The 13,953-nt window shown below is 66.6% G+C and carries 13 protein-coding genes; 2 read left to right on the forward strand and 11 right to left on the reverse strand.

The window, feature by feature from the left end:
* Positions 1-62: 62 nt before the first annotated feature.
* Genes AADZ90_RS13425 through AADZ90_RS13445 form a run of 5 tightly spaced genes read right to left on the reverse strand, consistent with a single transcriptional unit; the run spans position 63 to position 4,122 of the window.
* Positions 63-1,235 (reverse strand): molybdopterin molybdotransferase MoeA, encoded by a 1,173-nt coding sequence (locus AADZ90_RS13425; RefSeq protein WP_367310521.1) that lies wholly within the window; start codon positions 1,233-1,235, stop codon positions 63-65.
* Positions 1,232-1,708 (reverse strand): cyclic pyranopterin monophosphate synthase MoaC, encoded by a 477-nt coding sequence (moaC, locus tag AADZ90_RS13430; RefSeq protein WP_367310522.1) that lies wholly within the window; start codon positions 1,706-1,708, stop codon positions 1,232-1,234. Before moaC ends, AADZ90_RS13425 begins: the two co-directional genes overlap by 4 nt.
* The gene (gene trpC / locus AADZ90_RS13435) at positions 1,708-2,520 is read right to left on the reverse strand and encodes an indole-3-glycerol phosphate synthase TrpC (protein WP_367310523.1); all 813 of its coding nucleotides are present in this window, start codon (positions 2,518-2,520) and stop codon (positions 1,708-1,710) included. The genes moaC and trpC overlap by 1 nt, the downstream gene beginning before the upstream one ends.
* Positions 2,521-2,527: 7 nt before the next feature.
* Complete coding sequence (gene trpD / locus AADZ90_RS13440) at positions 2,528-3,544, reverse strand: anthranilate phosphoribosyltransferase (RefSeq protein WP_367310524.1); 1,017 nt, start codon at positions 3,542-3,544, stop codon at positions 2,528-2,530.
* A complete protein-coding gene (locus AADZ90_RS13445) occupies positions 3,541-4,122 on the reverse strand; it encodes an anthranilate synthase component II (protein ID WP_367310525.1) in 582 nt (193 codons plus the stop codon). Before AADZ90_RS13445 ends, trpD begins: the two co-directional genes overlap by 4 nt.
* Before the next feature lie 150 nt (positions 4,123-4,272).
* Between AADZ90_RS13445 and AADZ90_RS13450 the strand changes: the two genes are divergently transcribed.
* Positions 4,273-6,297, forward strand: coding sequence for a divergent polysaccharide deacetylase family protein (locus AADZ90_RS13450; RefSeq protein ID WP_367310526.1), 2,025 nt, complete (start codon positions 4,273-4,275; stop codon positions 6,295-6,297).
* 83 nt (positions 6,298-6,380) lie between these two features.
* Here the strand turns inward: AADZ90_RS13450 and AADZ90_RS13455 are convergent, their stop codons facing one another.
* Positions 6,381-6,620, reverse strand: coding sequence for a hypothetical protein (locus AADZ90_RS13455; protein WP_367310527.1), 240 nt, complete (start codon positions 6,618-6,620; stop codon positions 6,381-6,383).
* Complete coding sequence (locus tag AADZ90_RS13460) at positions 6,595-7,752, reverse strand: aromatic ring-hydroxylating oxygenase subunit alpha (RefSeq protein ID WP_367310528.1); 1,158 nt, start codon at positions 7,750-7,752, stop codon at positions 6,595-6,597. Before AADZ90_RS13460 ends, AADZ90_RS13455 begins: the two co-directional genes overlap by 26 nt.
* Positions 7,753-7,901: 149 nt before the next feature.
* Here AADZ90_RS13460 and AADZ90_RS13465 point away from each other — a divergent pair, with 149 nt between their 5' ends.
* Positions 7,902-8,141, forward strand: a complete 240-nt coding sequence (locus AADZ90_RS13465) for a hypothetical protein (RefSeq protein ID WP_367310529.1) — start codon at positions 7,902-7,904, stop codon at positions 8,139-8,141.
* A gap of 324 nt (positions 8,142-8,465) precedes the next feature.
* Here AADZ90_RS13465 and trpE read toward each other — a convergent pair whose 3' ends face one another.
* From trpE to AADZ90_RS13485, 4 genes are all read right to left on the reverse strand, one after another.
* Positions 8,466-9,974 (reverse strand): anthranilate synthase component I, encoded by a 1,509-nt coding sequence (gene trpE, locus AADZ90_RS13470; protein ID WP_367310530.1) that lies wholly within the window; start codon positions 9,972-9,974, stop codon positions 8,466-8,468.
* The gene (locus AADZ90_RS13475) at positions 9,964-11,820 is read right to left on the reverse strand and encodes a peptidylprolyl isomerase (protein ID WP_367310531.1); all 1,857 of its coding nucleotides are present in this window, start codon (positions 11,818-11,820) and stop codon (positions 9,964-9,966) included. Before AADZ90_RS13475 ends, trpE begins: the two co-directional genes overlap by 11 nt.
* Before the next feature lie 111 nt (positions 11,821-11,931).
* Positions 11,932-12,654 (reverse strand): hypothetical protein, encoded by a 723-nt coding sequence (locus tag AADZ90_RS13480; RefSeq protein WP_367310532.1) that lies wholly within the window; start codon positions 12,652-12,654, stop codon positions 11,932-11,934.
* Positions 12,655-12,669: 15 nt separating this feature from the next.
* Complete coding sequence (locus AADZ90_RS13485; RefSeq protein ID WP_367310533.1) at positions 12,670-13,836, reverse strand: aminotransferase; 1,167 nt, start codon at positions 13,834-13,836, stop codon at positions 12,670-12,672.
* Positions 13,837-13,953 lie beyond the last annotated feature (117 nt).

Genomic DNA, 13,953 nt, shown 5'->3' on the forward strand with positions numbered 1-13,953 from the left:
TCTGCGGCATGATCCATCGTTAACAAACGTTCTATGGACGTTCTTGTTTTGTGTCAACTTATTCACAAGCGGATGGTGGGGACTGTCTCTCCGGCGTCGCAGGCGGGGGCGTTCGGTGGCCGGACGACGAGCGCGTTGGCCTCGGTCAGGACGCGAAGGAGGCTGCTGTCCTGGCGGTCGAAGACCTCGACCGAACCGCCATCGAGACGGGCGCGCATGTAGTGCTCGCGGGGACCGTTGGCGGGGATGGGATGAGCCAGAGGTATGTCTTCGCGCGGGATTGGTCCTGCGGGCAGGCCGAGCATGGCATCGATCAGGGGGCGTACAAAGATGGTCCCGCAGACCATGGCCGAGACAGGGTTTCCGGGCAGGCCGATCATGGCGGAGGGGCCGAGGCGGCCGGCCATCAGCGGCTTTCCAGGGCGCATCGCGACCTTGTAGAAGGCGCGGTCGAGGCCCCGGTCCGCGGCGATGTCTCCGACGAGGTCGTAATCGCCAACCGAGGCTCCGCCGATGGTCAGGATCAGATCGGCATCGGCGGCGAGGTCGAAGCAGAGCGAGAGTGAGGCGGCGGTGTCGCGGGCGATTGGCAGCAATCGAGGAGCCGCGCCGTGGGCGGCGAGAAGGGCGTGGAGGCCATAGTTGTTGGACGCCATGATCTGGTCAGGGCCGGGTGGGGTGCCGGGCGCGACGAGTTCATCTCCGGTGGCGAGGATCCCGACGGTGGGACGTTTGCGAACGGTGATCTGGCCAGCGCCCATGGAGGCCAGGAGGGCCACGTCGTTGGGAGAGAGGCGTCGGGGCGCGTTGATAGTGAAATCGGCGGGGAAGTCGCTGCCTTCCCGCCTAATGTAGGTGGGGCTGTCGAGGCCCTCGCGGAGCGTGATCGTGTCGCCGTCGCGCTCGGTGTCCTCCTGAATGATGACCCGGACCGCGCCCTCTGGCACCGGGGCGCCGGTGAAGATGCGGACGGCTTCGCCCGGCCCTACAGCGCGGTCGAAGGCACGGCCTGCTGCAGATTCCCCGATCACTGGAAAACAGGTGCCCGGTGCCGGATTGGGATCTGCGATGGCGTAGCCGTCCATGGCGGAACTGGGAAACGGCGGCTGCGGACGGAGCGCCTTGACCGGCTGGGCAAGGACGCGGCCGTTCGCCTCGGTCAACGGGACCGACTCGGTCTCTGTCAGCTGGGCGAGGGCGAGAATCTTGTCGAGCGCCTCCTGGACGGAAATCATGGCGCCTCGAAGCGCCCCGACTTGCCACCATCCTTGAGGACAAGGCGGAGGCCGCCGATCTCCATCGTCTTTTCGACGGCCTTGACCATGTCGTAGACGGTCAAAGCGGCCGTCGCAGCAGCGGTGAGCGCTTCCATTTCAACCCCGGTCTTGGCGGTTGTCTTGGCGGTCGCGCGGATGCGCAGACCGGGCAGGGCGGGATCCGCCTCGATCTCGACCGACGCCTTGGAGAGGGGCAGGGGATGGCAAAGCGGGATGAGATCCGATGTGCGCTTTGCCCCCATGATCCCCGCGAGGCGGGCGATGCCAACGACGTCACCCTTATCGGCGCGGCCTTCCTCGATCAGGGTGAGGGTTTCGGCGGACATCCTGATATAGCTCTCGGCGACGGCGATCCGTGCCGTCACCTCTTTGTCCGAGACATCGACCATATGCGCGTGGCCCGCCTCGTCGAAATGGGTGAGGTCTGCCATCACATCGCCCCGGGATGCAGCGGATCGGCCAGAAGCTCTCTCGTGGCCTTGGCGACATCCTCCTGCCGCATCAGGCTTTCGCCGATCAGGAAGGCGCGGGCGCCGTAGCGGGCGAGATCGGCCAGATCCTCGCGCGTCGACAGGCCGCTTTCGGAGACGATGATACGGTCGGGCGGCGCGATGCGGGTCAGGCGGCGGGTCACGTCGAGGTTGGTTTCGAAGGTACGCAAGTCGCGGTTGTTGATGCCAAGGAGCTTTGAGGTCAGGCGGGTCGCCCGTTCAAGCTCGTCTTCGTCATGGACTTCGACCAGCACGTCCATGCCCCAGTCGATCGCCGCCGCCTCGATCTCGGCTGCCAGCGTGTCATCGGTATTGGCGAGGATGATAAGGATGCAATCGGCGCCAAGCGCGCGAGCCTCGACCACCTGGTATGGGTCGTAGATGAAATCCTTGCGCAGGACCGGCAGCTCCGTCGCCTCGCGGGCGGCGGTTAGGTAGCTGTCATCACCCTGGAAGGACGGGCCATCGGTCAGGACGGACAGGCAGGCCGCGCCCCCCTCCTCATAGGCTTGGGCGAGCGCGGGGGGATCGAAATCCGCGCGGATCAGGCCCTTGGACGGGGAGGCTTTCTTGATCTCGGCGATCAGGCCGTAGCCTTCGCGCGTCGCCTCTGTCAGATGGGTTGCGAATCCGCGGGGGGAGGACGCGCCGCGGGCCTTCGCCTCGACCGCGTCGAGTGGCGTTTCGGCTTTTCGCGCAGCGATCTCCTCCAGCTTGTAGGACTTGATGCGGTCGAGGATCGTCTCGGTCATTGGGAACTCATTCTGAGCGGGTTACGGCGGCGAGCGCCTCGATCGCGCGCTTGGCAGCGCCTGAATCAATGCTTTCGCGTGCCTGTTCGGTTCCGTCTTTCAGGTCGCTCGCGCGTCCTGCCACGACGAGGGCTGCGGCGGCGTTGAGGAGGACCGCGTCGCGATAGGCTGACGGGGTGCCATCCAAGAGGGCGCGGAAGGCATCGGCATTCTCGGACGGGGTGCCACCGAGGATGGTGTCGAACGGGTGGACGGGCAGGCCGGCATCCTCCGGGTGGATCTCGATGCTACTGACAGCGCCATTGTCCAGATCGGCGACAGCTGTGGGGCCGGTGATCGTAATCTCGTCGGTGCCGTCGGAGCCATGAACGAGCCAGGCTCGTTCGGATCCGAGCTGGCCCAGCGTTTCTGCCATTGGGCCGATCAGGTCCTTAGAAAAGGCGCCGGTCAGCTGGCGCTTCACACTTGCGGGGTTGGTCAGGGGGCCGAGGATGTTGAAAATCGTCCGGGTGCCAAGCTCGGCCCGTGTCGGCATGACGTGCTTGATCGCTGGATGATGCATCGGCGCCATCATGAAGCCGATCCCGGCGGATTTCAGTGCCTTTTCGACTACCTCTGCACCGACCATCACCTCCACGCCCAGCTCGGTCAGCGCGTCCGCGGCGCCGGATTTGGAACTGAGATTGCGGTTGCCGTGCTTTGCCACGGGCACCCCCGCGCCTGCGACGACAAAGGCGGTGGCGGTCGAGATGTTGAGCGTGCCTTTGCCATCCCCGCCGGTGCCGACGATATCGATGGCACCCTCTGGCGCCCTCACTTTCACGCATTTGTCCCGCATGACGCGGGCGGCAGCGGCGTATTCCTCGACCGTTTCGCCGCGGGTGCGCAGGGCCATCAGGAAACCGCCGATCTGGGACGGGGTCGCGTCGCCTTCGAAGAGGCAGGTGAATGCAGCCTCGGCCTCTTCGCGGGTCAGAGGCCGCTCGGCGGCGGCGCCGATCAGCGGGCGGAGCCGGTCGCTCATGCGGCGACGGGCGCGAGGTCGAGGAAGTTCTTCAGGATCGCGTGCCCATGTTCCGAACGGATGCTTTCGGGGTGAAACTGGACGCCGTGGATCGGCAACTCACGGTGGCGGAGGCCCATGATCGTGCCGTCAGCGAGGCTGGCGTTCGCGATCAGCGTGTCCGGCAAGCTGTCCTTGTCCACCACCAGGGAGTGGTATCGGGTCGCGGTCAGCGGGCTCGGGATGCCGGCGAAGACGCCGCTGTCGTCATGGGTGAAGGTCGCGAGTTTGCCGTGCACGATCTCGGCGTGCTGAACGACCTTGCCACCGAAGGCCTGCCCGATGGCCTGATGGCCGAGGCAGACACCCATGAGTGGAATGCGCGTCTCTGCCGCGGCTTCGACCAGCGCCAAGCAGATGCCGGCCCTGTCCGGATCGCAGGGGCCAGGGGACAGCAGGATGGCCTCGGGGCGCATTCCCATCGCCTCCTGCACGTTCAGCGCATCGTTGCGGTGGACCTGCACATCCGCCCCCAACTCGCCCAGATAGTGGACGAGGTTCCAGGTGAAACTGTCGTAATTATCGATCAGTAGCAGCATGATTGTGCCGGATATCCATTTCGGGACTACCGCGGGGCGCGATTGCCGGGATATACATGGGGCGGGAAATGAAGGGCCGTCAAGGCTACTATGCGGGTCTGTTCATATGCCCGCACCCCGAGGGCAAGAGCAGAAGCGGGAGCCGGAGCCATGGCACGCGGAATTCTATCTGGTTTGGCGCTCGGCGCCGTGGTGAGCATCGGCCTGGCCGTTGGGGCGTCGCTTGTGATGATGCCGCCATCGGCCATGCGGGTGGAGCCCGACGCCGATGGTAACGAAAGCGCGGCGCGGCCGGAGGCACCCTCCGCGGATGAGGCTGTCGCGGAGCCGGATCCGGTCGCCGAGATGCCCCAGGAGGACGCGGTCGGTGACGACGTGGCGGGGAGCGTCATTGTCCAAGAGCCAGTCACTGAGGCCGTGCCGGAAGCCATTGAAGAGAGTACGGATCAGCAACCGGTCGAGACGCTAACGATGGAGGACGCGCCCGCGGCTGAGCCTGAGCGTTCTGCCGAACCGCAGGCACCGGTCGAGCCGGAGGTGGCCGAGGATGCTCCGGCGGCGGTGGCCGAGGCGCCTGCCGCGTCCGAGGACGAGAGACCAGCGATGACGATCGTAGAAGCGGCAGAGCCTGAAAGCGTCGCCTCGATCGCCGATAGCGCCGAAGGCGTTGCCGATACTGCGGAGGTTGAAGCGATAGAGACCGAGGAGGTCAGCGCGCTCGACCCCGAGCCTGCCGAGCCCGTTGCCGAAGAGGCCGAGATAGCTGCGGCGGAGCTTGCCGCGCCTGAAGAAGACGCAGAAACCCTGGTCCCGTCGGCCACGGAGGAGACGTCGGCGGTCCTTCCGGTCTCTGTCCTCGAACGCGGAGATGATGCGAGTACCGAGCCGGTCGCGGAGGCCGAGGTTGTGACCGCCGATGCACAGGACGACGTTGCGGCCACCGAGGGCTCTGACCCCGCACCCGCGGTTCCAAGTGCACCTGCCGAGGTCGCCCGCCCGGCTGAGGCCGACACCTTGCCAGATGCCGCGCCGGAAGGCGTTATTGCCGGTCAGGAAGTCGCCGAGGGGTCGATTGTGGACCGCTCGGATCCCGAGGGCGAGGCGGTGGCTGAAGAGAGTACCGACGCTTCCGCAGAAGAGGTGGCACCGCCGGAGGATGTCGCCGCTGATCCGGCTCCGGTCGAGGAGGCGGGTGAAGACCTGGCACAGGCCGATTTGCCCGGCGAGCGTCCCTTACCCTTCCAGATCATCGATGACGAGGCGCCCGAGGCGCCGGTGAGCGAGGAAGAGGATACCGGCCCGGCGGAGGTTTCCGAGCCCGGCGAGGATGAGGCGCCCGAAGAGGACACCGCGCCCGCACCGCGGATCGGCTTGATCCGAACGGAGGGTGAGGCGGGCTTCGGCAACCGCGGAACCGGCGTGCGGATCCTTCGCCCAGGGCAGCCGGAGGCCGAGGAGGCCACGGAGGAAGCCGCTCCCGAATCCGAGGCCATCCCGGAGGATGCCCCGGCGGTCAGGCGGTTCGCGGCAGAGTTCGAAGGGACCGGTACTGGCGCCTTGGTCGGGATCGTGCTGGTTGACAGCGCGCGGACGCCTGTTGCCATCAGCAATCTGGACGCGTTGGGTTTTCCCGTCACTGTCGGGCTGGACCCCGGCGCTGAAAACGCGGCGGAGCGGATGCGCGCCTTGAGGTCTGCCGGTGTCGAAGTGGCGCTGGTGCCTGATGTCCCGCGGGGGGCGACGCCCGCCGATCTGGAGCAGGCGTTCGGCATCTACCTCGACACTGTGCCGGAGGCCGTGGCGGTGCTGGATGCGGCTTTGCAGCCCATTTCATCCGACCGGGCGCTTCTGGCGCAAGCCACTGCAATTCTTGGAGAAAGCGGCCTTGGCCTGGTCGCGCCGGCGCGCGGTCTGACCGATCCAGTGCGTGCGGCGGCGGCGGCCGGGATCCCGGCGGCGACGATCTATCGCGAGCTGGACGGGTCCGATCCGCAGGGGATGCGACGGGTGCTGGATCAGGCCGCATTCCAGGCGCGGCAGCAGGGATCAGTGGTGCTTTTGGGCGATCTGGTGCCCGGTACGATCACGGCTTTGCAGGAGTGGAGTGGGACGTCGCGGGCCGGGCAGGTCGATCTGGCGCCCATCTCGGCGGTGCTGCTGGAAGGCAGCGAATAGCCCGAAATCGGTGTGCGGCATCCGGTCGGCACTTGGTCGGCATCATGTCGGAGTGACCGAATGTCGCAGGCGGGCGCTTTGCCTCAGCGTTCGCGACCGAGGCTGACGAGCCGCCGGTGAAGGTTTTCGGCTTCTGCGGTCCCGGCATCGAGCGCGAAGATGTAGGCTTGGGTCAAAAGAAAGCAGAGCTGGTCCTCATCCGCTGGCTCCAGCCGGTCGGCCGCTTTCCGGTAGAGTGTCGCGAGCGCCGCCTTGTCGCTCGCCGCGTGGGCGGCGAGGATCGCGTCGTTGAGAGGATCAGGCTCGGCCGTCTGCGTCGCCATCGTGCATCCGGCCCGCCACCCAGGCGTGGAAGGCGTGGGTGGGCGCGTCCATCACCGGGCTGAACCGGCCGCCGTCGAAATGGATCCCATGCCGCCCGCGCTGCATGCCTTCGACGACAAAGACATCCTCGGCGAACACGGTATGCCACATCTCGGCATTGCGGGTGCGGAGGGTCTCGTAAGCCGGCGTGCCGACCTCGGCGTCGGCATAGTAGAGCGCGACATGTTCGATCGTCCGATCCTTGGCGCGAGGCTCCAGGATGATGGCGAAGGCCTGATCGCGGTGCACGCCGAGGAGGAGGTTCGGGTAGAGGGCGATATATTCGGCCCCCTCGCTCCATTTGTCGGAGAGATCCGCGAAATCGGGGAAGCGCTGACCGCCGTCGCCGATGAGTTGGCGGTAGACCTGCGTGCCTTGGCCGGAATGGTCGCGGGCGGTGATGTTGTAGTGATCTTCGAGCCGGGAATAGCTGTTCAGCCCTGGATGGACCCACGGCAGGTGGTAGCTTTCGCAGTAATTCTCGACGGCGAGCTTCCAGTTGCAGGCGACATCGAAGGAGAAGCGGCTTTCGGGGCCGCCGGGGTGGAGCGTCTGGCCCTCGAATTCTTTCCAGCGCGCGATGGTGGCCGCTGCGTGATCCTCGAACGGGGCGGCTTGCCCGTGGATATCGACGAAGACGATGTCACGCCAGATGTGGGAGCGGATTTCGATCAGGCCGAGTGTATTGCGGTCGATGGCCGGATGGGTGTTGTGGCCTGGGCCGCCGACATGGGGGGTGGCAACGAGCTCTCCCGTCAGGCGGTAGCACCAGGAATGGTAGGGGCAGCGGATCGCGCACTCGATCCGGCGGGGTTCGGAGACGAGGATCATGCCGCGGTGGCGGCAGGTGTTCTGGAAGACGCGGATCGTATCGGACTGGTCACGCAGGACGAGGAGCGGCATCCCGAGGAAGTCGATGGGGCGGGCATCGCTCGGCTTTTGCAGATCTGAGGCGAAGGTGAGCGCCGTCCAGCCGTCGAAGAGGATGCGGTCGCGTTCGGCGGCGAAGGTTTCGTCGCTGGTGTAGTGGGCATTGGGCAGGCCCTGCGCCTCGGCCACCGGTTTCAGGACGGGTGAGAGGTCGTCCGGCATGTCTCGCCTCCTTCCATTTCAGTTTGGGTGAGGAGGCGGGTCTTCGGCAAGCGGGTGAGCGACCGTTGTTTGTCTGGCTGCGACGTTGGAATTTCGCTGGATGTAGAACCTATTTCAGTATACATATGTATGCAGAGAGGGAGTCGATGATGCGAGACGAGATCGATGAGTATCTGATTGTCGCAACCGCAGAGCTGACGGCGGCGCGGCAGACGCTGGCGCAGTCCATCCGGAGCTATCCGACGCCGATTTCCGGCTGCGATGCACAGTTCAACCATCTTCTGGCGCAGCGGAAGAAGGTGGATCGGGCGCTGGCCGCCCTGGCGGCGGAGCCGTTCGTGCCGACGCCGCGCCATCCCGATCCGCGGGAGCGGATCGAGAGCCGGTAAGGGAGCGGAAAAGTGTCGGGGCGTGGTCGGCTGGGTGAACCCCGCCCTACGGCCTTGCGGCGGTGTCTGGTCTGGTATTGAGAGGGAGGTTCCGGATCAAGTCCGGGACGGCGGGGTTTTGCGGTGAGGGCATCGCCCGACTTGGAGGGGTGAGCGGCGTCTCGGAAATCATCCGGTGGATGATTTCAGCCGTTAACGGGCGGAGCCCCGGAGAGGCAGCGCGATGAGGGCATCGCCCTCCGGGGGGAGGTCGGGCGATGCCCGGCGTGTCCGCCGGGCGGGACCTTTGAAAGGTGTCGTCCGAAAGGTTCTGGCGTCGGCTTCTCACTGGTTCCCGCCCGAGAACCGCGCCGCATCCGCGGCGGCCCGGCGCAGGGCCTTGGCCTTGTTGACCGTCTCTTCCCATTCCGCCTCGGCGTCGCTGTCATGGACGACGCCGCCGCCTGCCTGGATGTAGAGCTGGCCGTCCTTCAGCACCCCGGTGCGCAGCGCGATGCACATATCCATATCGCCGCCTGCCGAGAAATAGCCGACGCCGCCGCCATAGATGCCGCGCTTTTCGGGCTCGAGCTCGTCGATGATTTCCATCGCGCGGATCTTGGGCGCGCCCGAGACGGTACCGGCGGGCATACCGGCCAGCAGGGCGGAGAGGGCGTCGTGATCGTCCGACAGTTCGCCCACCACGTTCGAGACGATGTGCATGACATGGCTGTAGCGCTCGACGATGAACTCTTCGGTCGGGCGGACGGTGCCGATCTTGGAGACGCGGCCGGTGTCGTTGCGGCCGAGATCGAGGAGCATCAGGTGTTCGGCGCATTCCTTTTCGTCGGCCAGGAGGTCGGCCTCGAGCTGCCGATCCTCTTCAGGGGTGGCGCCGCGGGGGCGGGTGCCGGCGATGGGGCGGATCGTGACCTCTCCGCCCATGACGCGGACGAGGATTTCCGGGCTGGCGCCGATCACCTGGAAGCCGCCGAAATTGAAGAAGAACATGAAGGGCGAGGGGTTGGTGCGGCGGAGCGAGCGATAGAGGGCGAAGGGGTCTTCGGCGAAGGGTTGGGCCCAGCGCTGGGAGGGGACGACCTGGAAGATGTCGCCCGCGCGGATGTAGTCGCGGGCTTTTTCGACGGCTTGTTTGTAGGCGTCCTTGGTGAAGTTCGAGACGGGTTCGGCCTCGGCCCCTGGATCGCCCAGGCTGCGGGTTGCGGCGACGGCCGGGCGGTCGAGGGCGCGGCGGGCTTCCATAACACGCTCGGCCGCCTGGGCGTAGGCGGCTTTGGCCGAGAGGTCGGGGCTGGTCCAGGCTGGGGCGACGAGGATGACCTCACCCTTGACCCCGTCGAGGACGGCCATGACCGAGGGTCGGATGAGGACGGCGTCGGGAAGGCCGAGGGGATCGGGATTGATGTCGGGCAGGCGTTCGACCAGGCGGATCATGTCGTAGCCGAGATAGCCGAAAAGGCCGGCCGAGGCGGCGGGGAGCCCGGCGGGCAGGTCGATGCGGCTTTCGTCCAGCAGGCTGCGGATCTCGGTGAGCGGATCCTCGGCGCAGTCCTGCCAGGCGGTATCGTTGTAGAGCGCGGCGCGGTTGAGGCGCGAGGTGGTGCCGCGGCATTCCCAGATCAGGTCGGGCTTGAGGCCGATCATGGAATAGCGCCCGCGCACCTCGCCGCCGGTGACGCTTTCCAGCATGAAGGAATGGGTGCCCGCCGCGGCGAGCTTGAGCATCAGCGAGACGGGCGTGTCGAGATCGGCGGCGAGCCTTGTGTAAACGACCTGATTTTCGCCTGCTTTGTATCGCGCCTCGAACTCGGGAAAGGCCGGGTCAACGGACATTGGCGGAGAAGTTGGCGTGGACGGCGCCGACGGCGGCTTCGTTGATGTTGATATCGGCGGAGGTGACGATGGAGGTGGTGAAGTATTCGAAGATGTCGTCCGAGATCGCCTGCGTGCCCTGCTGGGCGAGGGCCGCGAGACGGGCCGCGCTTTCGTCGCCGGTAAGATCGGCAGGGGTGATGCCTTCGACGCGCAGGACGACGGTGCGGTCCCCATCGGGCAGGATCGCGGTGTCGCCTGGATCGGTCTCGAAGGCCGTCGTCAGGAATTCCGGCGGCGTGCCGTCGATGAAGCCCTGGCGGCTTTGACCCTCCTGCCGGGTGACGTCGAGGTCGGCGAGAACAGTGTCTTCACCTGAGGCAAGGGCGGTTGCGATTTCCGTGGCGCGGGCGCCGAGGGCGGACCGCAGCTGATCGGTTTGCCAGGCCGCGATGGCTTCTTCCCGGACCTCTGACAGGTTCGGCGTCCGCGGCGGGATCGTCTCGTCCAGGCGGAGGGCGAAGAGGCCGCCGTCGCTCATCCGGACGGGTTCGGGGAAGTCGTCGGCCGTGACCGCTGCGGCGGCGTCGCGGAACGTGTCGTAGGCTGCGATATCGTCCGAAACGGACGGATCGTAGTCGATCGTGCCAAGAGTGAGGTCGGTTTCGGAGGCGACCTCTTCCAGCGTGGCGCCACCGATCAGGAGATCGTCGATCTGCGCCTCGGCATCATCGAGGAGGCGGCGGGCGCGGGCATAGGCAAGTTCCTCGCGCAGGTCGGCGCGGGCGTCCTCGAAGGACGTCTCGCGCGCATCGAGCGTGGCGTTGACGCGGAAGAGTGCAGGGCCAAGCGGGGTTTCGACCGGGCCGACGATGTCGCCGGTTTCTGCCGCAAAGACCGGATCGGCGGCAGAGCCGAGTGTGGTCGCCGTCACATCGCCCATATCCACATCGGCGAGGGTCAGGCCGCGGTCGGACACGGCGGCCTCGAAATCGCTGTCGCCCGCTGCGATGGCGTCGGCGGCGGTCTGAGCGGCCTCTTCAGACGGGAAGATCAGGCGTTCGACGATCCGCCGCTCGGGCTGGACGTATTCCGCGATGCGCTCATCATAGAGCTCGCGCAGGCGGGCCTCGTCCACCTCGACCGTGTCGACGATCATGTCGGGCGTGATCCAGGCGTAGGTGATCCGTTTCTTCTCGGGTTCGGCCAGCGTGTCGGCGTTTTCGTCGAACCAGGCGGAGAGCTCCGCATCGGTGGGATCGGGGATCGGCTCTGCCAGATCCTGTTCGGTGAGCGTGACCCAAAGCAGATCGCGCGTCTCGCCGAGATAGGCGGCGATCGCTTCGCCGTAGGTGGTGGCCTCGGGCGTGCCGCCGGTGACGGCGGCGCGGAGGAGGGCGGCGGCGCTTTCGGCGCGCAGGCTTGCCTCGTATTCCGCCTCGGTCAGCCCGGCGCGGCGCAACGCCTCGCGGTAGAAATCGCGGTCGAAGCCGCCGGGTCCGGAGAAGGTACCGCCTTCGACGATCTGGTCGCGGATATTCGCATCGCCGACGGACAGGCCGCGCTCGGCCGCCTCAGCCTCGAGCGCGGTGCGGGCGATCACCTGCTGGCGCGCAGCGGCGTCGAGGCCGAGCGCCTGGGCTTGGGGAAAGCTGATCGGCTGGCCGAATTGCTGTTCGACCCGGGCGATCTGCTGGCGCAGCGTTTCCTGATAGGCGCGGTAGGATACGTCCCGCCCGTCGACCGATCCGATGCTGTCGATATTGGTGCCGAAGCCGCCCGTTCCGAAGCCAAGGAGGCCGACCGCGGCAAGGCCGATGATGATGTAACCCGCGGTCCGGCTCGCGTTCTTCTTTTTCTCGGCCATCGGGCCCTCCACATCCGTCGCTTGGCGGGCAGGAATAGGGTGCGGGGCAGGGGGGCGCAAGCCATCGGAGAGGCTTCGTCCGATGCCTTCAAGCCATTGTGCGATTGGCGTTCAAAGGGCGCCGTGCGCTTTCAGGAGGGCAATGATGCGGGCGTGATCGGAGGGGCCGTGGACGATGAGTTCGATTTCGATCGGCAATCCGCCGTCCTCCTGCCGTTCGGTCAGGGCGAGGGCGGGGCCGTGATCCGAGGGGGGCCAATAGGCGCAGTAGTCGGAGAGATGGTCGAGCAGCGCCTGTTCTTCTGTCCACGTGTCGTCGTATTCCACGAAGTCGAGTGCCGCATCCGGGATCGTGATCCCTTGCGGCGGTGCGCCCCGGGACCGTGTGATCTGCGCGGCGATCGCGTCGCGAAAACGCTGGATCTCGGCAAAAATCGCCTCGTAATCCTGCGGCAATCTGTTGGTCGGGTGCGTTCGGCCGAGCGGAATGGCCATTGCACCCGCTAGGTCGCCTGACGGGTCGCCATCGGGCTGGAACCTGTCGGCGATCCAGTCCCGCAGATCGTCCACGCGCATCAGCAGCCGGTCCGTCAGGGACGGTGCCATCATCCGGTCCACATCGAAGTCGATGCCCTCTTGCTTCAACTGGGCCTGCATAGTGCGCGCCTCGGTGAGGTCGGCTTCCATCTGCCGTTCCGTCGCGGCCATCGCGGCCGCGTACAGGTCTTCGCTTCGCTCAGCGGCCTCTGCGGCAGACCGGGCGGCGAGGATGGCTGTCAGGTCGGGCGGCTGTCCGCTTGGGGGATGCGCCCAGATGTCGGTGATCGGCGCCACGCGATTGCCTTGTCGTCAGGCCCCGGCCGCCAGCTGGACGAGGCGGTCGGTGAGATCGCCGATCCCTGGGCGGTCGATATTGGCGAAGGCGATGCGCAGGTGGCGGGCGGCTTGCGGGTCGCCTTCTGGGGCGAACATGGTGCCGGGCAGGGCGAGGATGCCGGCGTCGCGGGGCAGGCGGCGGGCGAGCGCGTCTGACGTTTCGTCGAATGGGTGTTCGAGATAGGCGAAGTAGGCGCCGACGGATTTGAGCCGCCAGCCTGCATTGGCCAGCTTCGGCGCGGCCTCTTCGACAGCGGCGCGGCGGTCGAGGATCTCGGCCCGTTCGCCGGCGAGCCATTGGGAGAGGTTCTGCATCCCCCAGAGCGCGGCCTTTTGGCCTAGCTGAGGGGCGCAGATGGCGACGGTATCGAGGAACTTTTCCGCCTCGGCCAGACGCGCGGTGCTCGCGATCATCGCGCCGGTGCGGTGTCCGGTCAGGCGGTAGGCCTTCGAAAAGGAATAGAGGTGGATCAGCGTGTCGGCCCAGTCGGGATCCTGGAACAGAGGGTGCGGCGCGCCGGGGCGGCTGTCGAAATCGCGGTAGGTCTCGTCGAGGATGAGCGCGATCCCGGCTTCTCTGGCGATGCGGGCGAAGGCCGCGACCAGATCGGCGGGGTATTCCGTGCCCGCGGGGTTGTTCGGCGTGACGAGGACGATGGCGCGCGTGCGGTCGGTGATGCGGACGGCGTCGGGGTCTGGCAGGAGTTCGGCATCCGTTGGCAGGGGCATGGTGCGGACGCCCGCCATGTCGTTCCACATCTTGTGATTGAAGTACCAGGGGACCGGCAGAATGATCTCATCCCCTTCATCGCAGAGCGTTGCGATGGCAGCCGCATAGGCCTGGTTGCAGCCCGCTGTGATCGCGACTTGTGGGTTAGCAATCTGTCCACCATAGGCGGAGGACCAATCGGCGGCGATCCGGGCCCGGAGCTCGGGCAGGCCCAGGACGGGGCCGTAAAGATGTGTGCCCGGATCGCTCAAGACCATTTCGGCCATCGCTTGAAGCAGCGGCCTGGGCGGGGGTGCGGTCGGCGCAGCCTGGCTGACATTGAGGAGGGGGCGGGCTGTCTCGGGCAGCCCGTTGATCCAGCGCCGCGCCTCCATGACGGGCGGGGAGAAGGTGGCGGTGGTGCGGCTCATGATTGCGGCCCCTGTGCCAGTGGAGACGCAGGATGCCTTCGGCGAGGATATTTGAAAGGCAAAGACGCGCCGCGCCGCGCTGTTGTCCATGAGAAGGCGTTGGGGCTAATCGCCGTT

The organism is Aestuariibius violaceus (genome assembly GCF_040779325.2).
Lineage (GTDB): Bacteria > Pseudomonadota > Alphaproteobacteria > Rhodobacterales > Rhodobacteraceae > Aestuariibius > Aestuariibius violaceus.